Source organism: Cyclobacterium sp. L-R (assembly GCF_056859355.1).
Genome location: NZ_JBSXOH010000041.1, coordinates 33070 through 56169 on the forward strand (window position 1 = coordinate 33070; position 23100 = coordinate 56169).

At 38.2% G+C, this 23100-nt stretch carries 13 protein-coding genes; 10 read left to right on the top strand and 3 right to left on the bottom strand.

Annotated elements, in window-relative coordinates:
- Positions 1-9 precede the first annotated feature (9 nt).
- Entirely contained in the window at positions 10-1281 is a 1272-nt protein-coding gene (locus AC13EX_RS04090) for an ADP-ribosylglycohydrolase family protein (RefSeq protein WP_482891653.1), read from the bottom strand.
- Positions 1268-2239, bottom strand: coding sequence for a phosphotransferase (locus AC13EX_RS04095; protein WP_482891654.1), 972 nt, complete (start codon positions 2237-2239; stop codon positions 1268-1270). Before AC13EX_RS04095 ends, AC13EX_RS04090 begins: the two co-directional genes overlap by 14 nt.
- Positions 2240-2370: 131 nt before the next feature.
- Here AC13EX_RS04095 and AC13EX_RS04100 point away from each other — a divergent pair, with 131 nt between their 5' ends.
- From AC13EX_RS04100 to AC13EX_RS04145, 10 genes are all read left to right on the top strand, one after another.
- Complete coding sequence (locus AC13EX_RS04100) at positions 2371-5322, top strand: FAD-binding and (Fe-S)-binding domain-containing protein (RefSeq protein ID WP_482891655.1); 2952 nt, start codon at positions 2371-2373, stop codon at positions 5320-5322.
- A 465-nt stretch (positions 5323-5787) separates the two neighbouring features.
- Positions 5788-6402 carry an RNA polymerase sigma factor gene (locus tag AC13EX_RS04105; RefSeq protein WP_482891656.1) on the top strand — a complete coding sequence of 205 codons (615 nt, stop codon included), beginning with the start codon at positions 5788-5790 and terminating at the stop codon, positions 6400-6402.
- A gap of 235 nt (positions 6403-6637) precedes the next feature.
- A complete protein-coding gene (locus AC13EX_RS04110) occupies positions 6638-9733 on the top strand; it encodes a SusC/RagA family TonB-linked outer membrane protein (RefSeq protein ID WP_482891657.1) in 3096 nt (1031 codons plus the stop codon).
- A gap of 13 nt (positions 9734-9746) precedes the next feature.
- Positions 9747-11456, top strand: a complete 1710-nt coding sequence (locus tag AC13EX_RS04115; RefSeq protein ID WP_482891658.1) for a RagB/SusD family nutrient uptake outer membrane protein — start codon at positions 9747-9749, stop codon at positions 11454-11456.
- Entirely contained in the window at positions 11443-13149 is a 1707-nt protein-coding gene (locus tag AC13EX_RS04120; protein ID WP_482891659.1) for a sulfatase family protein, read from the top strand. Before AC13EX_RS04115 ends, AC13EX_RS04120 begins: the two co-directional genes overlap by 14 nt.
- Positions 13150-13619: 470 nt before the next feature.
- The gene (locus AC13EX_RS04125; protein ID WP_482891660.1) at positions 13620-14714 is read left to right on the top strand and encodes a FecR family protein; all 1095 of its coding nucleotides are present in this window, start codon (positions 13620-13622) and stop codon (positions 14712-14714) included.
- A gap of 233 nt (positions 14715-14947) precedes the next feature.
- Complete coding sequence (locus tag AC13EX_RS04130; protein WP_482891661.1) at positions 14948-18172, top strand: SusC/RagA family TonB-linked outer membrane protein; 3225 nt, start codon at positions 14948-14950, stop codon at positions 18170-18172.
- A gap of 42 nt (positions 18173-18214) precedes the next feature.
- Complete coding sequence (locus AC13EX_RS04135) at positions 18215-19663, top strand: RagB/SusD family nutrient uptake outer membrane protein (RefSeq protein ID WP_482891662.1); 1449 nt, start codon at positions 18215-18217, stop codon at positions 19661-19663.
- 140 nt (positions 19664-19803) lie between these two features.
- Positions 19804-21168, top strand: a complete 1365-nt coding sequence (locus AC13EX_RS04140; RefSeq protein WP_482891663.1) for an FAD-dependent oxidoreductase — start codon at positions 19804-19806, stop codon at positions 21166-21168.
- 21 nt (positions 21169-21189) lie between these two features.
- Positions 21190-22317, top strand: a complete 1128-nt coding sequence (locus tag AC13EX_RS04145; RefSeq protein ID WP_482891664.1) for a hypothetical protein — start codon at positions 21190-21192, stop codon at positions 22315-22317.
- A 72-nt stretch (positions 22318-22389) separates the two neighbouring features.
- Here AC13EX_RS04145 and AC13EX_RS04150 read toward each other — a convergent pair whose 3' ends face one another.
- Positions 22390-23100 carry a heparinase II/III domain-containing protein gene (locus AC13EX_RS04150; protein ID WP_482891665.1) on the bottom strand — a complete coding sequence of 237 codons (711 nt, stop codon included), beginning with the start codon at positions 23098-23100 and terminating at the stop codon, positions 22390-22392.

Below are 23100 nucleotides of genomic sequence, written 5' to 3' on the forward strand. Positions count from 1 at the left end.
AAAAACTATTTAATCGGGCCAAAAGTAAAGTGAAAGGGTATTATTAATTTGCTTTTCCGCCAATTTTTCAAGATTTATGTCCAATAATTCATCATTTACTTTTTCCACCTGTTCCCGCATTTCTATGGGTAGTTGGGCATAGCCGTGGTAAGCACCTAAAATAGCCCCAGCAATCGCTGCGGTAGTATCATTGTCTCTCCCATAATTTACTAGGAAAATCATTGTCTCCTTAAATTTGAAATCGTTGAAAAGCATGGCTGTAAGTACCTGAAGGTGGATTTCGGCAGCATGGAAAGGCATGTCTTGGAGGTTCTGATCTAGGAGTTGGTAGGCACGAAGAATAGAGGACTCTGGGATTAAGGTGGTTTTGTTTGGTTTTAAATCTGTACCTAAACTGTCTTTGGCTTCTGCAACAATATCCAGAGCCAACTCATATACCCGATAACTGCTTCTACCTACAAGACGACTAGAGAAGTAACCTTCGGGGTCTATATCCTTTAAAACACGCAAAACCGCATTTTGATTACCATTAGCAGTAAGTGCAGCAGATGTCATAGCAGCAGAGAGGGCACTGATGTCTTTGGCCAGTCCCAGATCGTAAATACTTAAATTATAGGCTTGCTTGTAGGCCATTTCCGGGTCGCCGGGGTACAATAAGCCCAGAGTAGGGGCATACAATAAGCCGGCACATACCATTTCACCACCATAGAATTTACCCATGGCCTTTTGGTAAGGTTTGAGTTTATTTTCCTTTATGGCAAGAGAGACCTTATACCATTCTTGTAACCACAAGACTTTAAGGTTTGTCTCTTCCAAGTCTTTGGTTTGGTCAGGCTTCAAGGATTTGTACCTGTTAAAATATGCTTCGTAAGTATGTATAATGTGATTAGAGAAGGCGTCTACATCTAGGCTCAGGCTATTTTGCTCCGACATGAAATCCACAATCAAGGCTTTCCAACGGGTATCATCTGTAGTACCTCCAGCGGGTAGATTTGCCTTCCATATTCCCTCTGGCGAGACTTCTCGAACCATGGTGTCCAAACTAGTAACCCAACCATAGGTCTTTTGAATATCTTCCCTGGCCCACATTTCTGTAGGAGCTCCCATGGCATCACCAATGGCACTTCCCACAATCAGGCCTTTCACTTTATCAGATAGCTCAGATTGGCTTAGTTCGGAAACTGGTAAGTCAGCTTTTTTAATATTCTCTTGTTTTCCCCCTTCACAGGCCCATAAACAACAGCCAATGAAAACATAGATACAAAAGTTAAAATTTCTCATTCATAATCAGATTTATGGCAAATGTTGCTAATTTTTTTTTCTCTTCTAAGGATAGAGAAAGGGGAAGTTGTGCCAAGCCAAACAGTCTACGCAATATTTCAACACCAGTATACTGTGCTAAAATTTCATTTTTTAAGGGGTAGCTTTCAATGATTCTAAGTAGTTCGCTTACAGCAGTGGATGAAAGTTTTAAATGGGCTAACATGACGGCCAAATCAAATTCTGGCTCGCCTAAAAATGCAAATTCTGTATCTATGATTTTTAATCCCTTTTCCGTCTCAAACCAGCTACCTGGATAGAAATCTCCATGGATAAGCACATCTCCCGGCTTCAGGTACCTTTCCCCTAAAAGATTTATTTTCTCTATTAGTTCAGGCTTGTCTTTCACCATGGTAGATAGATCTTGTAAGCCTTCCTGGATTTGGTCCAGGTTAAATCCATTGTCAGGTAAAAAAGGCAATACAAAAATGTGCTGGTGATTCAGTTTCCTCATCTCTTGATTGATAGGGAAATCGGTTACGGGTAATTGGTGCAGTTTTTTAAGGTAGGTCAACAAAAGGTCTATTACCTCTCTATTGAGGCTGTTTTTGTTTTCATATAACCACAAATAATCGCCTCCTTCATCTAGGTGTTCTATGGCCAAGAGCCAGGCATTTTTATCAAATCCCAATACGGCTGGAGAAAAGCAGGCCAATAAATTGTCTTTATTTATTTCATTGTAGAATTTTAATTCTATTTCTATCCTATCTAATGGGGCAGGCACTTCCGGAAATTTGACAACAAATGGCCGAGATTGTTTCAGGACAAAGATGCGTTTGTTGGTTTTTATCTTCAGGGTGACATTCATGTTCCCTTTTCCTGCCTGATACGAATCAATTACTTCTTCGCCCGAAAGCAACATTCCATTCCCTTTCAGGTAGGAGATTTGTTTGGGTTCAAGTGGGATTGTAATAAACATTTAATTATTTTTTTAGAAAATTAACCTTCATTTACCAGAATAGAAATCAAAATGGTAAGAAAGATTATTTTACTTAAATAAAAACATTGATCCTAGTTCTTTTCTAGCATTAACTGTTTTATTTTTGGGTCATGAGTAAAACAAAAATAGACAGTCCACTTTTGAGCCAGTTGTCGCTTGAATTGGATGGTGAACTGCATTACGATAGTTTGATGAAAACTTTGTATGCCACTGACGCTTCAGTGTACCGGTCCCTACCCACAGCTGTGGCCTTGCCTAAAAGCCCTTCTGATATAAAAAAACTAATTCATTTTGCCAATTCAAATAACCTATCATTAATTCCAAGAACAGCAGGAACTTCCCTAGCCGGTCAGTGTGTGGGAGATGGGATAGTTGTGGATGTTTCCAAATACCTAAACAAAATCATTGAGTTCAATAAGGACGAAGGATGGGTAAGGGTTCAGCCAGGAGTTGTGAGAAATGAATTGAACAATTACTTAAAGGAATATGGGTATTTTTTTAGCCCTATTACGAGTACAGCTACCAGAGCCATGATAGGCGGGATGGTTGGTAACAACAGTTGTGGTACCACCTCTATCGTATATGGTAGTACCAGAGAGCATGTGCTAGAGCTGAAAGTCTTGCTATCCGATGGGTCTGAGGCTGTTTTCAAGTCCATGACTGAAAGTGATTTTGAACTTAAATGCAAACAAGAAAATCTGGAAGGTGAACTTTATCGACATGTAAAGGAAGAATTAAGCCGTCCGGAAATACAAAAAAATATTAGAGAACATTTCCCCAAAGAGAGCATACATAGAAGAAATACTGGTTATGCCTTAGATTACCTTTTGGAGTCTCAGCTTTTTTCTGATAAAGATGCTCCATTTGATTTTTGTAAATTATTATGTGGGTCAGAAGGTACTTTAGCGATCACTACAGAAATTAAAATTCACCTCGATCCACTTCCAGATCCTTTTGATATTGTGGTAGCGGCTCATTTTGAGACTATTCATGACAGTATGAAAGCGGCTCAGGTGGCCATGAAAGAAAAGCCTACAGCTGTAGAGTTGATGGATAAAAACATCTTGGATTGTACCAAGGAGAATGTTGAACAAAGTAAAAATCGAGATTTTGTAGAGGGGGACCCTATGGCCATTTTAATGGTTGAGTTTAGGGGGAAAACCATTGAGGAGGCAATAGCAAAAGGAGCAGTATTTATCGAATCGCTTAAAAAGGTGGATCTCGGTTATGCTTTTCCTATAATAGGCCCTGAACGAACAAGCAGTGCTTGGGAGTTGAGAAGTGCAGGTTTGGGCTTATTAGCGAATATTCCAGGTGATAAGAAAGCCGTTGCTTGTATTGAGGACACAGCTGTAGACATTGATGATTTGGCAGATTATATTGATGATTTCGCGAAACTGATCGCAGAATTTGGCCAACAATCTGTTTATTATGCACATGCAGGAGCTGGTGAAATTCACCTAAGACCCATACTTGACCTTAAAAAGTCAAAAGATGTTGATGAATTCTACAAAATAAGTGAAGCCAGTGCAAAACTGGTTAAAAAATACAATGGTTCATTAAGTGGAGAGCATGGTGACGGTAGGCTAAGGGCTGCTTTTATTCCTTTAATGGTAGGGCAGGAAAACTATGATCTATTTAAGCGAGTAAAAGCCAAATGGGACCCCAAAGGCATTTTTAATCCGGGAAAAATAGTAGATGCTCCCCCTATGAACTCCTCATTGAGGTATGAGGCTGATTTGCCTAAAAAAGAACACAAAACTAAGTTTGATTTTAGCCATGTAGGAGGAATACTTCCTATGGCTGAAAAATGTAATGGTTCAGGGGATTGCAGAAAACTCCCCAATTCTGGAGGAGGAACCATGTGTCCAAGTTATCAGGCGACCCGATATGAAAAAGACACCACACGTGGTAGAGCCAATACTTTACGTGAATTTTTGACAAATAGTGAGAAGCAAAACCCTTTTGATCATCCAGAAATTAAGGAAGTAATGGATCTTTGTCTCTCTTGCAAGGGCTGTACTTCAGAATGTCCTTCTAACGTGGACATGGCCACGATAAAGGCTGAGTTTCAATACCAATACTATAAATCCAACCCAGTTCCATTGAGATCAAAGGCGTTTACTCATATAAATTCACTGAATGAATTGGGTAGTATGGTTCCAGGCATTGCCAACTTCTTTTTGTCCAATGGATTTACAGGTGGTTTGATGAAAAAGATGCTTGGGGTAGCACCAGAAAGGCATTTGCCTGAGTTGAGTCCTCAATCTTTACGAAAATGGTACAAGAAAAATTATTCAAGATTGACGGGTAAACCGGTTATAAAATCTGTTTATTTTTTCTGTGATGAATTTACCAACCACAATGATACGGCTACAGGTATTAAGGCCATTAAGCTGCTAAGGCATTTAGGTTATGAGGTAAAGATGGTCGACCATGTGGAGAGTGGAAGAGGAGCCATGTCTAAAGGCTTACTTGATCATGCGCAAAAAATGGCGGACAAAAACGTTGAAATATTTTCCTCTTTAATTAGTGCAGAAAGTCCACTTTTGGGCATAGAGCCTTCAGCCATTCTAAGCTTTAGAGATGAATATCCGAGACTTGTAAGTGCTAACTTGAAAGAAAAGGCAAAATCTATAAAGTTTCATTGTGAGTTGGTAGACGAGTTTTTGGCCAAAGAGGCCATTGCGGGCAATATAAAACCAGAAAGCTTTACTAAGGAAAAGCGTCAGATAAAATTACATGGGCATTGCCATCAAAAAGCGTTATCCTCAGTTAATTATTCCAAGAAAATACTTGAATTGCCAGAGAACTACCAAGTGAGCGTAATCCCTTCAGGTTGCTGTGGGATGGCCGGTTCATTTGGCTATGAAAAAGAGCATTATGAATTAAGTATGCAGATTGGAGAAATGGTTTTGTTTCCAGCTGTCAGAAAAGCTGCTGAAGGTGATTTGATTGCTGCACCCGGTACAAGTTGTCGCCATCAGATCGCAGATGGGACAGGAAAGAAAGCAAACCACCCGGTTGAGATTCTATTTGATGCCGCTGGATTGAAAGATTGATAACAAATTGTAAATGGCTGAACCACTTTAAGTTCGGCCATTTTTTTTTATTATTTACAGGCTTATCAAATTGAGACCATGGGATGGATGGCTATTTTTTGATTAAAAGGGCTTATACTTTTGGGGATGATTTTCCATTTATTTAGGGTGATTAGCAGTCCTATTTATAAATTTGCTTAATTCAAAGTTTCTGCTGTACAAATACCCTTTTGCTGTTTAGAAGTTTGTTAGGCCTTATGCATTTTTATCTTTGATTTATGTCCAAAATCAATTTATTTATTTCCTTACGCTGATCGATATTTATTATTGATGGATCCCCACATTAAGTACAGAAAATAGCTTGAAATATTAATGTATTTTATTGACAGATACCAAATAGCCTTCACTAATACCATTGTCATAATACTACTTGTATGAAAATTATATTTTAGCTATAATTGAAAACTTTATTATCAAAAACCCAAAATGAACCCTATAACTAGCAATAATCCTTCCATGGATTCCAATTATTATTGGGATTTGTTAATGCAAGGCAACCGTCAGGGACTTGAGGGGCTATACAAAGAATATATTGTGACACTTTTTAATTATGGCATAGCACTGTCAAAGGATGAAAACTTTATTCAGGATTGTATACAAGAGGTATTTATAGATTTATGGAAATATCATAAATCCTTAGGTAAAGCTGTCCATGTAAAGGCCTATCTCCTAAGGGCTCTATCGCATAAAATTTTCAGGGAAAATCAACAGAAAACCAAATTACGTACGGTGGAGTGGAAGGATGGAATTGACAACATTATTGTCGTTGAATCTATAGAAAGTGAATTGATCGATATCCAACGAGAGAAGGGGCTGCAAATCAAATTGGCTAATGCACTTGACAAAATACCTTTGCGACAAAAGCAGGCCATCCACTTGCTTTTTTTCGAGCAATTGTCCTATGAAGAAGTCTCCAAATTGATGGGCATTAACCTTCGTTCTGTGTACACCATTGCATGGAAGGCCATTGCTAATTTAAAAAAGCACATTGTGTCTGGTATTTCAATACTTGCTTTTTTAACTCTTTTGCAGTTTTACTGATTTTTTGAATTATCACTTCAGTAATAGAGACTTACAACCATTTTATGAAAATGTCCGGTTTTAATGAAACCAATTGAATCATTGTGTCAAATAAATTAAAATTCATAACCTAACCTACCTAAACTTTAAATATGCCTATGGATTAAACTTCAAAAAAAAGTAAAGAATTAAAGAATTAAACTAAAATAATTACCCAAAATAATTAACAGATATGCAAAAAAATGTACATAATAACATGAATAATATATTCAGGTTATTTGCTTTAACCTTCATCCTTCAGAGCTTTAGCATTGACTGCTTGCTAGCAAGTCCTGAGCATGAGTTTTTGAAGCCAATTAATTATAAATCGAAGGATGTAAATGCCCTTAGCCACTTAAAGTATAATGAAGATAACCCATTTTCCTCAGAGGCCATTAAGGTAACCATTACGGGGGTGGTAACAGATGAGAATGGTGACCCCATGCCAGGAGCAACGATTACTATTGCCAATAGTACTCAGGGAACTGTTTCTGATATTGACGGAAATTTCTCCATTGATGTAGCGGAGGGAGAAACGCTTTTAATTTCGTTTATTGGTTATACTACCAAATCCATCCTAGTAGGAAATCAGACACAACTGACAATAGCCATGGAGCTGGACGATACCTCCCTAGAGGAAGTGGTGGTTGTAGGATATGGAACCCAAAAGAAGCGTGATGTGACAGGGTCTGTGGTAAGAGCTGATATTGAAGCATTTAGGGAGTCTCCTAATGTTAATATTGCTCAATCCCTTCAAGGATCAGTTCCAGGATTGAATGTAGGGCAGGTTAATAGAGCTGGAGCAAGCCCATCTATTTCAGTACGTGGTAGAACGACACTTAGTGGGAATCAAAGTGTTTTGATTGTTGTAGATGGGATAATATTTACTGGTAGTATGTCGGATTTAAACCCAGCAGATATAGCCTCTATTGATGTATTGAAGGATGCCAGTAGTATGGCCATTTTTGGTGCACAAGCAGCAAATGGTGTGATAATGATTACTACCAAAGGGGGTAAAATGGAACAGAAACCTATTTTTAATTACACAGGTACAGTTACTACCCAAAGTCCAACCAATAGACCTAAATTATTGGATAGAGATGGATTTTTACAGAAGGTGAGAGATCAGGATTGGCCACAGTCTTATTTGGCTCCTGATTATACCCAGCCTAATCCTGATTACAATGTTGCTGCTTTATTTGAGCCTGCAATATATGCTGGATTTGAGAATGGAGCCAACTTTGATTGGTGGGATGCTGCAACCCAGACAGGGTTAATTAACAATCATAATTTAAGTGTAAGAGGAGCCTCTGAAGCCACTTCTTATTTCATTTCCACTGGATATACCAAACAGGATGGCTTTATTATGAATGACCAATATGAAAGGATAACTGCCAGGATCAATTTAGATCATCAAATATTGGATTGGTTTAGATTTGGCGTCCAGACCTTTGGCTCATTTGCAGATAACTCTGGTGAAATTCCTGCCTTAAGCCAAATTACTACCATGCCTCCATTGGTGACTCCATATGATGAGGATGGCAATATTATACTGAATCCTGATGGAGCCATTCGAGCCAACCCATTTTTGAGCCCTCTTTCCAATGATTTTGACAAACGGAATAACCTGTTTGCCAATGTTTACATGGACATAGAAATCCCTTTTATCGAAGGATTGAAATACCGGGTTAATTTTGGTAACAACTATACTTGGAGAAGACATTATAGAAGCAATGTATATGGTGCTGGAGCTGCTGGTGAAGCATTCAAAAGAAATTACAATGCTTATGACTGGACCCTTGATAATATTTTAACCTACCGCAAGAGTTTTAACAACAAGCACAACCTTGACCTTACCATGGTAGTAGGACGCAGGGAGTTAAAATATGAAAGCACTGAAGCAAATGGTACCAATTATTCCAATCTTAGTTTAGGATACAATGATTTAAGTTTAGGCCAGCTTCAGTTGATAAATTCAAGTGCTTGGGATGAAAGTTACATTTACCAAACCATTAGGGCTAATTATGATTTTAGTAGCAAATACATGGTTACGGCTACTGTTCGTAGAGATGGTTTTTCAGGATTTTCTAAAAACAATAAATTTGGAATTTTCCCCTCTTTAGGTCTTGGTTGGGTAATCAGCGAAGAGGATTTTCTGAAGGAATCTGTGATAAACTACCTTAAATTTAGAGGATCCTATGGAACCAATGGAAACCTAACCAACAGGTATTCCTCTTTAGCGAGAGTTTCCATATATCCTGCCTATGTTTTCGGAAATGGAGGGAGCACCGTTTTCGGACAAACTGTAAATAGCTTGTCAAATTCAAACCTTGCATGGGAAACCACTACAGGATTTAACTTTGGCTTTGACTTTTCATTTCTTCAAGACCGTTTTTCAGGAACTCTGGATTATTACCAAAACACTACCAATGATTTGCTTTACAATATTAATATTCCTGAAGTTACTGGTTTTTCAAGCATTGCAACGAATGTGGGAGAAATTGCGAATAGAGGAATTGAATTTGTGCTGAAAGGCGATATTATGGAAAAGGGTGATTTCAATTGGAATGCAAGTTTTAATATTGCCTCTAATAGAAACAGAATAGTTTCTTTACTTGGTCTTGATTCTGATGGAGATGGAAATGAGGATGATTTAATTGGTAGTGGATTATTTATTAATGAATCCATTAATTCAATTTACGATTATGAATCTGCAGGTATCATACAGTTGGGAGAAGAAGCGCCTTCAGGATTTTTTGTGGGTACCCATAGAATTGTAGATCAGAATGGTGACGGGGTAGTAGATGCTCTTGACCGGGTTATCAGAGGTAGAGAAGAGCCTGCATACAATTTTGGTTTGCTCAATGAATTCAATTATAAAAACTTTACTTTCAGGTTTTTTATAAACTCAATTCAGGGAGGTAAAAATGGTTATTTAGGATTGAATAATCCAAATTTTGGCCAATCAGACAATGCGAGAAGAAACAATTTGTTTGTAGATTATGACTATTGGACTCCTGCTAATCCTGATGCCAGGTACAGAGGTCAGGATCAGGTTGCGGGTATTGAGTACCAGTATTATGGAGACAGAAGTTTTGTTAGACTTCAGGATGTTTCACTTTCGTATAGGATGAATAAAGCCTTAATTGTAGAGAAGTTGGGGCTTCAAGGAGTGAAGATTTTTGTGAGTGGAAAAAACTTAGCTACATGGACGAGTTGGGAAGGCTGGGATCCTGAAACTGGAAGTGGACTGCAACCGTCTGGATTACCAGTTATGAAGGGCTATTCTGTAGGGCTGGATGTTAGTTTTTAATTCTAATTTAGTTATGAAAAAAATAAAATTTAATTTCGTTTTCTTGAGCTTGTTGATTTTAGGATTTCAAGCTTGTGATGAATCTAGTATCCTTGAAGAGGTGCCATTGGACTTTGCAAGTCCTGAAAACTCTTTCGTTACCTACTCTGATTTTAATTCGGCAGTGTATGCCCTTTATGATCAGACCCGAGAAATTCTTTCTAACGGAGAACACCGTCCATTGGATTATATTTATGGTACAGATTTGGGATACAATGGAGCCAATCAACTTAATGCAAGATTTGGTTCTTATTTAGCTACCCTATTGCCAACCAGTGTTGTAGCTGAATTTCATTGGCAAAATTATTATAAGGTGATTTCAGGAGCCAATATTATTCTAAGTAGGCTTGAAAACTCAACTATGACGGAAGGGGAGAAAACTTCTGTTGAAGCCAAGGCCAAACTCTTTAGAGGTTTGTCTTATAGGAATTTAGCGCATTTATATGGAGGAGTGCCATTGGAGTTAGAAGAGGTTAGTTCCCCCAAAACAGACTATGTGAGAGCTAGCAGAGATGAGGTTTACCTACAAGCAGCAAATGATTTGGAATTTGCGTCAGCCAATCTTCCAGGAATTTCGGAGGTTCAGGATGGTGAAATTAATAATTTGGCCGCTTACCATATTTTAGCTGAGGTATATGTTTCTCTGAATAAATGGTCGGAGGCCATTCAAGCTTCTTCTATGGTCATAGATGACCCAAATACAGCCCTAATGACCGAAAGATTTGGCTCACTTTCCAATGCACCTGGCGATGTATATTGGGATTTGTTTAGAAGGTACAATCAAAATCGAGGAGTAGGAAATACTGAAGGAATTTGGGTTTGGCAATATGAAGTAGATATACCGGGAGGAGTGATTTCCTCTTCATCAAAAGTAGGACCTCAATTGGAAAGAGACCACTCTCCGCGGCCTTGGAGTTTTATTGTTAGAGATCCATCTGGAGTGGCACCATTTTTACCTCTAGGGGTATCAGACTATACTGGTGGCCGAGGTATAGGAAGGTTTAGAGGTACCAACCACTTTAATTATGGCGTATGGGAATACGATTGGAATGACATGCGTAATTCTGAATACAATTTTGTAAGGGATGTGCTGTTTAACAATCCAGCATCTGAATGGTATGGGCAAAAAATATCCGATCACGAAGATTTATTCCGTCAAAGTCTCGACGATACTATTAGGTATTTCTATCCTTATCAATCGAAAGTTACCACCCCAGGACAACATCCCGCAGAATTGTATGTGGATCCTGAATTAAAAACCTTAAATTCATCCACCGCTGGCACTACCTATAGTGATCAATACCATATTCGCCTTGCGGAAACCTATTTATTGCGTGCAGAAGCCTATTTGGGAAATAACCAATTGACGGAAGCGGCCAATGATATTAATGTGGTCAGATTGCGTGCCAATGCCAAATTGGTGTCTCCCTCAGAGGTGGACATTGATTTTATTTTGGATGAAAGGATGAGAGAACTTGGTGTAGAGGAAAAACGTCGGCTTACTCTAAATCGATTGGAAATGTTGTATGAACGTACCAATAAATATTGCGATGGGCGACCAGATGTGACGAATCATGGAGTAGATGTACAACCTTATCATAATCTTTTCCCTATTCCTTATACAGAGATAGAAAGAAATATAGGAGCAGTATTAACGCAAAACCCTGGATATGATGCAGATTAAAGTTAATAATATGATAAAAAAACATGAATTGGTAACCCTAATGCGGGGTTACCATTCTATTGGTTTGAAAAGGCAAACATTGCTATTAGGTGTTCTATTTGTTTTAATCGTAACATCCTGTGCTTCCAACAAAGAAGAAACAAGTAATAAACAGCCTAATATATTGTTTGTGATAAGCGATGATCAGTCCTTTTATCATACAAGTTTTGAAGGAAGTAAATTTGTAAATACACCGGCTTTTGATAGGATCGCAAAAGAGGGAGTGTATTTCACCAATGCTATGGCTGGATCTCCGGGATGTGCGCCTTCAAGGAGCAGTATCATTACAGGAAGGCATCATTGGCAAAATGAGTCCTCTGGCCAACATGCAGCGCCCTGGCTAAAAAAACATGTGCCTTTTGTCGATTTGTTAGAAGCCAATGGGTATAAAACCGGCAGAACAGGTAAGGGGGTAAGTCCATTCCGGTATGCAAGAGACGAGAAAGATTCTTTGTGGAGAGCCACAGATGCTGCAGGCATTGAATACAGCAAAATTAGGTATGAAGAAGGTCCAGAAGACATCCGTACAGGAGATAAAATCAGCAATCTCAACTATTTTGAAAATTTCAAGTTTTTCTTAGAAAATGAACGAAAGGACAAACCTTTTTTCTTTTGGTTTGGAGCTACAGAGCCTCACCGTGCCTATGAGAAAGATTCGTGGAAAAGAACAGATAAAAAACTGTCAGATGTAGAAGTCCCAGCCTTTTTTCCTGACAATGACATTGTGAGGGGAGACATGCTGGATTATGCGGTGGAAATTGAATGGTATGACCGTCATCTTGACTCCATGATCAACTATTTAGAGGAGATTGGAGAGCTGGAAAACACTATTATTATCGTTACTGCTGACAATGGAATGCCTTTTCCTAGAGCGAAGGCAAACAGTTATGATTACGGTATCCATGTGCCTTTTGCTGTCAGGTACCCTAAGGCGTTTCCAGGCGGAAGAAAAGTGGATGATCCTATCGGGTTTATTGATCTGGCACCTACGATTTTAGACCTAACACAAACCAAGCAGGATGGGATGTTGCCCATTACAGGTAAAAGCATCCGGGCATTATTGGAATCTGAGAAGCAAGGAACAATTGAACCATCTAAAAAGTATGCTTTTTCGGGAAGAGAAAGGCATTCTTCTTCCAGGCACCTCAATTGGGGCTATCCACAAAGATCGATTAGAAGTGAAGACTATTTATTGGTATGGAACATGAAACCAGATCGTTGGCCGGCAGGTGCTCCCCAAAGGATAAATCCGGAGGATGAAAATGAATTGTTGCCGCTGTATGGAATTGATGAGGATGGAATCAGTCATTCTGAATGGGCATTTACGGATGTGGATGAATCTCCTACCAAATCATTTATTATCGAAAATTATAAAGACCCTTCCATCAAACCATTTTTTGATGCTGCTTTTGCCAAGAATCCGGAAGTACAGTTATTCGACATAAAAAATGATCCTTACTGTTTGAATAATGTAGTAAATGATCCGGATTATGCTTCAGTAAAAGAGGAACTACAAGCTGCCTTACTGGAAGAATTAAGGTCCTCAAAAGACCCAAGGGTTGTAGGGCCTGATAAAGAAGTTTTCGATTCCTATATCCGATACAGTCCTATGAGAGGTTTTCCTGAACCAATTCCCGGAAGCCAGTTAAAATAAACTGAGATCAAGAAAACTTAATTTTCTTATATTGCATTAATAATAGACCCTTTACTAGCAAAGTAGAGGGTCTATTTGTGTCTTTTTGGTTAAGGTTAAATATTTGATCTGAATTAATAAATTATACCCGGATTATGTAATAGGATTTCTCCGTCCTGACAATAGTCAGGGGTGAAGCCTGTCCCGTGTTTACGGGAAGTGCTGCAATTGCAAAAAATATCAGGCTGTTTGGAGATTTTATCATTACACCGGTATGCTGAAATTGAAACCAGCAGCGAAGTGCCTGATTTTCAAGCGATTTGAGCAGGTAAAAGATTGTTTATTGCATATTTGGGGTTAAAGCACCCCTTACCTGACAATCTTCCGGTATTATTTTTTTCATTTGGCTAAAAAGAAAATATTTTCATTTTTTTCATCAAAGGAGGATAACTTTTGTATGCTTCTGTCTCCTTTAATTGAAACACTTTACTATGTGTAAGCGAGATTATAAGATAGCCGACTTTGTACTGGACCCGGAATTTCAAAAATGGGTGCTTTCTCCAGATTCCCAAACAAAAGAATACTGGGAAAAGTACCTGAATGAAAATCCTAAAAAAGAAGAGGACATTGCTTTAGCAATGAAGCTGGTAGCAAATATGTCTAGAAAGTCCTATAAGTTGTCTACTGATAAAATTGAAGAAACTTGGGGCAATATAGAGCAAGCAATTGGGAATACTGAGGTGAAAGAGAACCATAAAGGCCCCGTCCCATTAAATGCAGTCAGTACTATTCTTCGATTTAGAGCCAAAAGAGCCAAAGGCAGAAGGGAGATTTCCCAGTTTTACCGTATGGTAGGGATTTTAGCACTTGTGTTTTCCTTGGCTATAATTGTCAATATCTACCTACCCAAGGAAGAAGTTCTGGTTATAGTTGAGCAATTGGAAATGCTAGAACACTATGCACCTCCCGGAGTAAAAGCCAACCTTACGCTACAGGATGGATCCAAAGTAATCCTCAATTCTGGAAGCAGTTTAAAATACATCAAGAACTTCGAAAGTCATCAGCGTGTATTGGAACTTTCAGGAGAAGCTTATTTTGAAGTTGCTGAAGACAAAACCAGACCCTTTAGTGTGAAAACTGGGGCAGTTACCACCACTGCACTTGGTACTACTTTCCATATTTCTTCCTATGAAAATGAACCCGTAGACATTGCGTTATTGACTGGTAAAGTGGCTGTAGATATTGACCTTAATGAAGGGCAACGCATTAACCTTGAAAAAGGAGAAGGATTGGAGATAAATTTAGACGGTGAAAGGATCAATAGTTTATCCTTTGATCCAGAAAAATTGTTGGCATGGACAAGAAAGTCTATCATTTTTGAAAATGTGTCTATGTTTCAGGTCAAGAGAGTACTTGAAAATTGGTATGGAGTAAATATTGATTTTATTAATCGTCCAGCTTCAGATTTAGAAATATCAGGCAAGTTTAAGGACCAGAGTTTAGAGAATGTTCTTGAAGGATTAAGTCATTCCGCAAGATTTGAATACAAATTGGAAAAAGATAAAGCGACTTTAAAGTTCCACTAAATTTAGTATGCCTATGTAATGTCTAAAATGTACAAATTAAAAGAGGCCATAAATGCGCTAACATTTATGACCTCCAATGAAATCGGAAAAAGGACTGCCATCCTCTTTTCGAAAATGTTTATTTAATCGAATTCCTAAACAAACGATGTAAAGATATGAATAAATGCCTACTTAAGCATGTTATCTACATGACCAAATTATTTACAATAGCCTTCACTCTTCAGTGTTTGAGCATGAGTTTCCTTCTAGCTTTTAATGGAAATGCCCAAGTTAAAAGCATAGAGGAGGTATCCGTATACCTTTCTTTCAAAGATGTAAAGGTAAAAGAAGCCTTTAAAAGGTTAGAAAAGCTAACAGATTACAATTTCGTTTTCGCCTCCAGGGAAATTGAGAACAGTCAGTTCATCAATGTAGAAAGTAAAGGAGAAAGCCTTTACTTTCTATTGTCTACCATTGCTGCTCAAACGGACCTAAGTTTCAAACAGGTAAATAACAACATCCATGTTAAGAAAATGGACCGTAAAAAGCCCCTTGTTGATGTTGATTACGAGCAAGTTGTCTTAAAGGGAATTGTTACAGATGAAAATGGCGATCCTTTACCCGGGGCAACAGTAACAATTGCTTATAGCTCAAGTGGAACTGTTACAGATTTAGATGGAAATTTCTCAATTGAGGTTGAAGAAGGAGCTACTCTGGTGATTTCATTTATTGGTTTCAAAACTAAGAATGTATCTATAGCCAACCAAACCCAATTTAACATTATCATGGAGCCAGACAATAACGATCTAGAAGAGGTGGTTGTGGTAGGTTATGGAACGGTCAAAAAGAGTGATTTAACAGGCTCAGTATCGAGTGTAAAATCAGACGAAATTAATGCTTTCCCAACATCGAATGTTATGCAAGCGATGGCTGGTAGAGCTGCAGGGGTTCAAATTATCCAGAATAGTGGTGCTCCTGGTGCTGGTATAAGTGTTAGGATTCGTGGTACCAACTCCATTCAAGGTGGCAATGAACCACTTTATGTTGTCGATGGTTTTCCTTTTTCAGGAAACCCTACAAATTTGAATAACTTTGATATAGAAAGTATTGAAGTGTTGAAAGATGCCTCCGCTACTGCTATATATGGTTCCAGAGGTGCCAATGGTGTAGTCTTGATCACGACCAAGCAAGGAAAAGAAGGTACTTCTAAAGTTGATTTCGAAACAAGTTATAGTACACAATCCATTCGCAATACTTTGGACCTAATGAATGGCAGTGAGTATGCTCAAATCCAGAATATTCAAGCTACCAATGATAATATTCCTTTGTATTTTACTGAACAGGAGATTGCTAATTTTGGTCAGGGGTTTGATTGGCAAAATTTAATTTTTACTAAAGCTCCGATATTGTCCACATCTTTAAATGTTAGTGGAGGAAGTCCTAAAACTAAATATTCTATTTCGGGAAGCTTTTTTGGTCAGGATGGTATAATTAAAGGAAGTGATTACGATAGGTACTCCCTTAGAGCAAACATCAATCATTCTGTTAGTGATAAGATAGCTTTACTTTTTAACAGTAATCTTACCCACCTTAAAACGGAAAGAAGGGACAGTGGAGGGGGGTCACGTGGTAATTCTATGATTGGTGCTGCATTGTCTGCTGCACCAATCTCTCAACCTTATAATGAAGATGGTAGTTATAATGTATTGGGAAATGAATATCCATTTATTGCTCCAGACATTATCAATCCCCTCAATTTCCTCAATGAACAGATGAGTATTGTTAAGGCAAATATTGTTTTGACCAATATGGCTTTTGTTTACAAGCCTATTCCAGACTTGACATTGAAGATTTCAGGAGGTATAGAAAACAGAGACGACAGAACGGATGCCTACACTTCTAGAAATTTCTTCAACTCCGATGGTAGGGCAAGTGTGAATACAAGTCAATTTAGAAGTCTTCTAAGTGAAAACACCCTAAGTTATGACAAAACCTTTGCGAGTAAGCACCAATTAAATGCTTTGCTTGGATTTACTTATCAGGATTTCACCTCTACTTATTTAAGTGCTAGTGGCGTTGGATTCTTAAGTGACTCCTTTGAAACCTACAGCCTTCAGGCTGCAAGTACACCTGGTATCCCAAGCAGTGGGTACTCAAATTCTGTATTGATTTCCTACTTGAGTAGGGTTAATTACACCTTTGACGACCGGTTTTTATTTACCTTTAGTTTTAGAACTGATGGTTCTTCTAAGTATAGTCCTGGTAATAAATGGGGTTTCTTCCCTTCAGGTGCCTTTGCTTACCGTGTATTCAAAAAATCATTTGTTGAAAACAGTACCTGGCTTTCAGATTTAAAAGTTAGAACAAGTTGGGGACTTACAGGTAGCCAAGCAATTTCTCCCTATGCAACGCTAAACCAACTAAGTCCTGGAAATACAGTATTTCAAAATAGTCTATTCAACACTTTTGCACCAAGTACAGTACTACCAGGAAATTTGAAATGGGAAACCACAGAGCAAATTGACGTTGGTTTTGATATTGGGTTTTTGGAGGACAGAATCTTGTTTAATGCAGATTATTACATCAAAAATACCCGCGACTTGCTTAATACCGTAAGACTTCCAAGTTCCCTTGGCTTTACCACTACGATTCAAAATGTAGGTAAGGTTCAAAATAAAGGAGTGGAATTGAGTTTGGATGGCAAAGTATTGACCGGAGACTTTAATTGGGATGTTTTTGGTAATGTTTCCTTTAACAAAAACAAAGTGTTGAGCTTACACAATGGCGAAGATATTTTAGGTGCCTATGTAAGTGTATTGGTGGTTGGTGACAATGTTACCATCCTAAGAGAAGGAAGACCAATCGGTCAGTTTTGGGGTTATCAGGAAGATGGTTATGATGAAAATGGAAACATCAATTTTGTTGACCAAGATGACAATGGCACCATCAACGACAATGATAAAACCTATATAGGAGATCCTAACCCTAAATTTATCTATGGGTTTAATTCAACTATGAATTACAAAAACTTTGAATTCAGTTTCTTTCTTCAAGGATCCCATGGCAACGATATTTTCAATGTAAGTTCAATTACCAGCACAATGGATTTTGGGCAGGGTATGAACATGCCAAAAGAAGTATTGTATGACCATTGGACCCCTGAAAATACAAATGCTAAATATCCTTTAATAAGCAGAAATACTGCTGTTAGAGTTTCCGATAGGTTTATTGAGGATGGATCTTATTTAAGGTTTAAAAATATTCAGTTGGCTTATAACTTGCCTGCAGCCCTTCTGTTCAAAAAATCGCTTAATAGTGCTCAGGTTTATGTGAGTGCTCAAAATTTTATCACTTTGACCGGTTATTCCTGGTGGGACCCTGAAGTAAATTCAAGAGGTGCAGGGACCCAATTGGGGATAGACCATTACAGTTATCCTATTCCAAAATCCCTTACTATGGGAGTTAGATTGGGTTTTTAATACGGATAATGAAAACAAGTATTCAATTTAAAGTGAAAAAAGATGAAAAGGATAACAACCATTCAATTATACATTCTTCCAGTATTCCTCTTGCTATTAGTAAGTTGTGAGGATTTATTACTGGAACAACCTAAAACTGTTGCTGTAGAAAACTTTTACAATACGGCAGAGGAAGTAGAGACTGCAGTGAATGCAATTTACTCTCCTTTGCGTTCTACCAGAGCAGAGCAAATTGCTATATTAGATGCCCATTCAGACTGGGGATATGGCAGAGGAAGCCGAGCACAATACAATGATTTTGCTGGCCTAAATGCAACCAATATCAATACTGCAGCCTCAAGGTGGAATTCATTCTACCAAGCTATTAGAAATGCGAATTTGGTCATTTTTAATGCGCCAAATGGCGATAATATTAGTGAGGAAGATGTCAATTATTTTATTGCTGAAGCAAAATTTCTTAGAGCTTTAAGTTATTTTGACCTGGTAAGAAACTGGGCCGGTGTCCCTTTGAGAACAGAGGACAACATGTTGGAAATTGATTTGCCAAAAAGTTCCGTGTCGGAAGTTTATGAATTGATTTTATCAGATCTTGAATATGCCGAAACGCATTTAAATGTTACGGCTAAAGTTATCGGAAGGCCTACGACCAATGCTGCTAAAACATTACTTGCCGATGTTCATTTGTCTTTAGGGAACTATGATCAAGCGATGGAGAAAAGTAAAGAAGTTATTGACTCAAATAAGTATTCATTGGTTGCAGTAGAAGAGGCCAATGATTTTCGTACTGATATTTTCGGTTCTGATTTGGTTACAAGTACTGAAGAAGTATTTTATTTTAAATACTCTAGGGAGATTGGACAGGGGAACTTCATGTTATTCATATTGAACCATCCAAGCACCGGTTATTTTAATTTTGGAGGGGCTTACGCGCATTATAGCGATGCTTCTAACCCTTTCTATATCAATTGGGAAGATGGAGATTTAAGAAAAGAACTTTGGGACAAGGTTGATTTTGGATTGGGACCAAATACCTTGGTAAGTAATAAGTACATGGAGCTGGATGCTGTTGGAAGGAGTGATGGAGGGAATGATTTACCTATTTACAGGTATGCTGAAGTGCTTTTAATTTTTGCTGAATCTTCAGCCAGAAATGCCAATGCAGTAACTCCTGAAGCCTTAGAAGCCTTAAATAAAATAAAAAGAAGAGCTTATGGCTTAGCCATTGATTCACCATCGGAAGTAGATTATACTTTCTCTTCGGGTGAAATTACAGAATTCCTTGATGCCTTATTACAAGAAAGAGCTTACGAGTTTATCTTCGAAGGTAAGCGTTGGTTAGATTTAAAAAGGGTAGGAAGAGCACAGGAAATGGTAATGAAAAATAAAGGTATTACCATAGCGGATGCCCATTATTTATGGCCAATACCATTATCCGAGTTGAATTTTAATGGTGCCTTAGATCCCGATACAGATCAAAACCCAGGTTACTGATCAGTATAATTAAATAAAATAATCAACCCGAATGATGCAGGTGCTATAAGCTTAACTAGTGAAAAGCTTTCTAAAGAAGTGAGGACACTTATTGATAGTGTAGTTGCTGTATGATTTGGGTTTAAGCCTTAAAAAGGATTATGAAAAGAAGAGATATGATCGCCGCAATGGGAACACTCTCCCTCGGTGTGGCCGCTTCACCCTTCGCTAAAGGAGATGTATTAAAAGAACCCTACAAGGTTGTTCAAAAAAATATAATAACGGACGTTGTAGTAGTAGGAGGAGGTACCGCTGGTGCAGTAGCATCGATTCAGGTTGGAAGAGCAGGTAAAAAAGTAACCCTAATTGAGTGTGTTAGCCAATTAGGTGGTACCACTACAACCGCAGGAGTGGCTTTTCCAGGAATATTCTTTGCCTGGGGAAAGCAAATAATTAGTGGTATCGGTTGGGAAAATGTACAAGAAGCAGTAGAACTAAATGGAGATACGCTACCCAATTTTTCGATTCCTCATGGACGCCAACATTGGGAACACCAAGTGAGACTAAATGGACCATTGTTTTCCGTAATACTAGAGCAAAAATGTGTAGAAGCTGGGGTTGTTTTGCGCTATTATGAAACGCCAACGAAAATAGAATTCAAGAATGGATTCTGGGAAATGGAAACCGTAGGTAAAGGAATTACTACCAAAATAAAATGCAAGCAAATTATCGATTGCTCAGGAAATGCAATTGCTGCAAATATTGCAGGGTTGGATTTGCTGAAAGAAGCTGAAACACAACCTGGAACGCTTATCTTTAGATTGGGTGGTTATGACATGAAAGCCTTGGATTTGGATATGATCAAAAAGGAATATGAAGCAGCGATAAACAGCGGAGAGTTGAAAAGGGAGGAGTTTCGAGGAAATATTGTTCGCCTTTTAAGTTCTAAAGGTGATAATATTCAACATATCAGAGGAGCAGACTCTACAACTTCCGAATCTCATACGGCCGCTAATATACATGCAAGAAGTTCACTTCTAAAACACCTGAAGTTTTTGAAAAGATTGCCGGGCTGTGAAAACGTAGTGATAGAAGACATGCGAACAGAAATCGGTATCAGGGAAACCTATAGGATTGATGGCTTGTATCAAATCACGCACGAGGATTATACTTCAGGTAAAGTATTTGAGGATTCAATTTCTTATTCTTATTACCCGATTGATTTGCATATAATAGAACATGGTGTTACTCCAAAACAATTGAGTGAAGGGGTGGTCGCAACCGTGCCATTGAGGGCTTTGATTCCTAAAAACAGCAAAAACTTTATGGTAGCTGGAAGGTGTTTGTCTAGTGATAGACTGGCCAATTCTGCTTTAAGAGTACAGGGGTCAAGCATGGCTATGGGTCAGGCTGCTGGAGCTACAGCAGTGATTGCTTGCCAGCGAAATGTGTCTCCTGCTGATGTGCCTTTGGATGAGGTGAGAGATCTCCTAAGAAGTCATGGAGCCATTGTTCCAACGGTCTAATTCTAAAAGTTGAAAAAGCTAATGAACAAAGCTGTAAAGCAAAATCTATTATTAATTATTGCTGTGTTCTTTATAGGTATGGTTCCTGTTTCTAAAACGGGAACCATACAATATATCAATGACAGAACCTTAACCATTGAAGTGGTTGATGTAGAAAAGAGGCTGATTGATTTCGAAGAAGAGATTTCAATGGATACGCTTTATGCCCATTTGTCAAGTACTGGCGCACCAGTGTTTTTTTCGCGGAATGTTGTGACGAGTGTTTGCTTTGATGACAAATGCAGGTTGCTGGATGTTATTCTTTATTGGAATCCTACAGGCAGGTATCTTGGTTTTGAATTGCCTGAAGAAGAATACCTTAGTAAACATGATCATGAACCATTTACAGCGGAAGAGTATTTAAGGCTGAATGAATTGCTGTCAGATCCATTCCTTCCTTTGGGAGATTATTCCTACAATGAGATTGTGATGGAAGGATCTAAAGAAGAATATTATGATAGCCAATATGAGGTAAAAGAGATTGATGCTGTGTCGAGTGCTACCTCTAAATTTATTCTTGACTATGTGGTTGAAGGTGCTGCTTTCACAACTTACAAATTATGGCACTTGATATATGGACCAACCAATGGAGTGATTAAAGAATGGACTACTGAAAATTTTGATTCTGATTATATTACACTTCTATTAGAAAGTGAAAATCTTTCAGATATTCTATGGACTCTGGAGCAATTGGAAGGAAAGCTTGATAAATACCCAAAAATAAATCCATTGATTTTTGATTTTATAAAAAGCAGTGAATATAGTCTCTCTGAAAAAGCCATACAAACTATTAATCCACAGAATTTATCTTCCCAATCTTTCCAAATGGATCTGATCGCCCTATTTCCGCAAATGGATAGTGGTAAAAAGAAATGGATACTAGATTTGTTTAAAAAAGCTCCTAATGTTCACCCGGAAACAAAAACCTTTTTTAATGAGTCGATTCTTGACTTAGAAGTTCCTTTAATTGTGTTACTCCTAGAGGTATATCAAAAACAGAAAATGTACGATGCCACCAGTCTGGAAAAAGTTCGTTTGTTGAGCAATTCTGATAACAACTATTTGGCTAAAAAGGCAAAGCAATTTTTAGAAAATGTTTCGAATCCTTAGAATTATCATTTAATATTTGAGTTTTCTCAATGAGTAAAAAGAATACAATAAGCTGAGTATTCTGTATTCATGCTATTCCCCAGACAAACGCACTTTTATTTCTCCTTTATTGTCTTCTAAAACCCACGAAGGAATTCTTAGCTCAATTCTTTTTAAGTTTTCAATTTGCTTATCCAATTGGAGCGGAGCTGGATCAAGTGAGACAATGGACAAGTTAAAATCAGGATGGGATAGGTTTTCCAGCTTGAGGGTTTTGCCATCCTGAGTCAAAACAGCTCCACCATCTACAAGCTTAATATCTGCCTGCGTCATAAGTTGCCAAGTGATCAATTTTGTAGCATCGTTGGTTTCTATCTGGTCTTCGATTACAATAGATCTTGGGCTATCTTTAATAAACTTTCTAGCAGCGCTTTTAAGTTGACCTGCAAAAGTCGGTGTAAGGTCAAAAGTGGCTTCTGGCTTTTCCCCACCTTTAAAGTCTACCAAAGTTGCCAAACCATCAACTATGTGCCGCTTATTATCTACAGAGATTGTACTATGTCCAAAATTATTCTTTGTAAGTAATTTCCATCTGTCACATTCCTGACACCTATTCCATAAATCGAAACCGGCTCTCGACAGCACCCCATAGCTCTGGTTGCCCGGGTCGATCACCCATCGTACACCATTTAATTCAAAAATAAAAGAACCTGCATCCATATTTCCATGGCTTATCGATCCTCGCCCCCCTTTTCCGCCAAAATAATACCCTTCTTTATTCTCCCCCTGACCGGTAAAAATCAC

Excerpts from the sequence above, each read along its gene's own strand:
- AC13EX_RS04105 (WP_482891656.1), top strand. The coding sequence starts at position 5,788 with ATGAACCCTATAACTAGCAATAATCCTTCCATGGATTCCAATTATTAT.
- AC13EX_RS04090 (WP_482891653.1), bottom strand. The coding sequence starts at position 1,281 with ATGAGAAATTTTAACTTTTGTATCTATGTTTTCATTGGCTGTTGTTTA.
- AC13EX_RS04115 (WP_482891658.1), top strand. The coding sequence starts at position 9,747 with ATGAAAAAAATAAAATTTAATTTCGTTTTCTTGAGCTTGTTGATTTTA.
- AC13EX_RS04130 (WP_482891661.1), top strand. The coding sequence starts at position 14,948 with ATGAGTTTCCTTCTAGCTTTTAATGGAAATGCCCAAGTTAAAAGCATA.
- AC13EX_RS04145 (WP_482891664.1), top strand. The coding sequence starts at position 21,190 with ATGAACAAAGCTGTAAAGCAAAATCTATTATTAATTATTGCTGTGTTC.
- AC13EX_RS04110 (WP_482891657.1), top strand. The coding sequence starts at position 6,638 with ATGAATAATATATTCAGGTTATTTGCTTTAACCTTCATCCTTCAGAGC.
- AC13EX_RS04120 (WP_482891659.1), top strand. The coding sequence starts at position 11,443 with ATGATGCAGATTAAAGTTAATAATATGATAAAAAAACATGAATTGGTA.
- AC13EX_RS04135 (WP_482891662.1), top strand. The coding sequence starts at position 18,215 with ATGAAAAGGATAACAACCATTCAATTATACATTCTTCCAGTATTCCTC.
- AC13EX_RS04140 (WP_482891663.1), top strand. The coding sequence starts at position 19,804 with ATGAAAAGAAGAGATATGATCGCCGCAATGGGAACACTCTCCCTCGGT.
- AC13EX_RS04100 (WP_482891655.1), top strand. The coding sequence starts at position 2,371 with ATGAGTAAAACAAAAATAGACAGTCCACTTTTGAGCCAGTTGTCGCTT.
- AC13EX_RS04095 (WP_482891654.1), bottom strand. The coding sequence starts at position 2,239 with ATGTTTATTACAATCCCACTTGAACCCAAACAAATCTCCTACCTGAAA.
- AC13EX_RS04125 (WP_482891660.1), top strand. The coding sequence starts at position 13,620 with ATGTGTAAGCGAGATTATAAGATAGCCGACTTTGTACTGGACCCGGAA.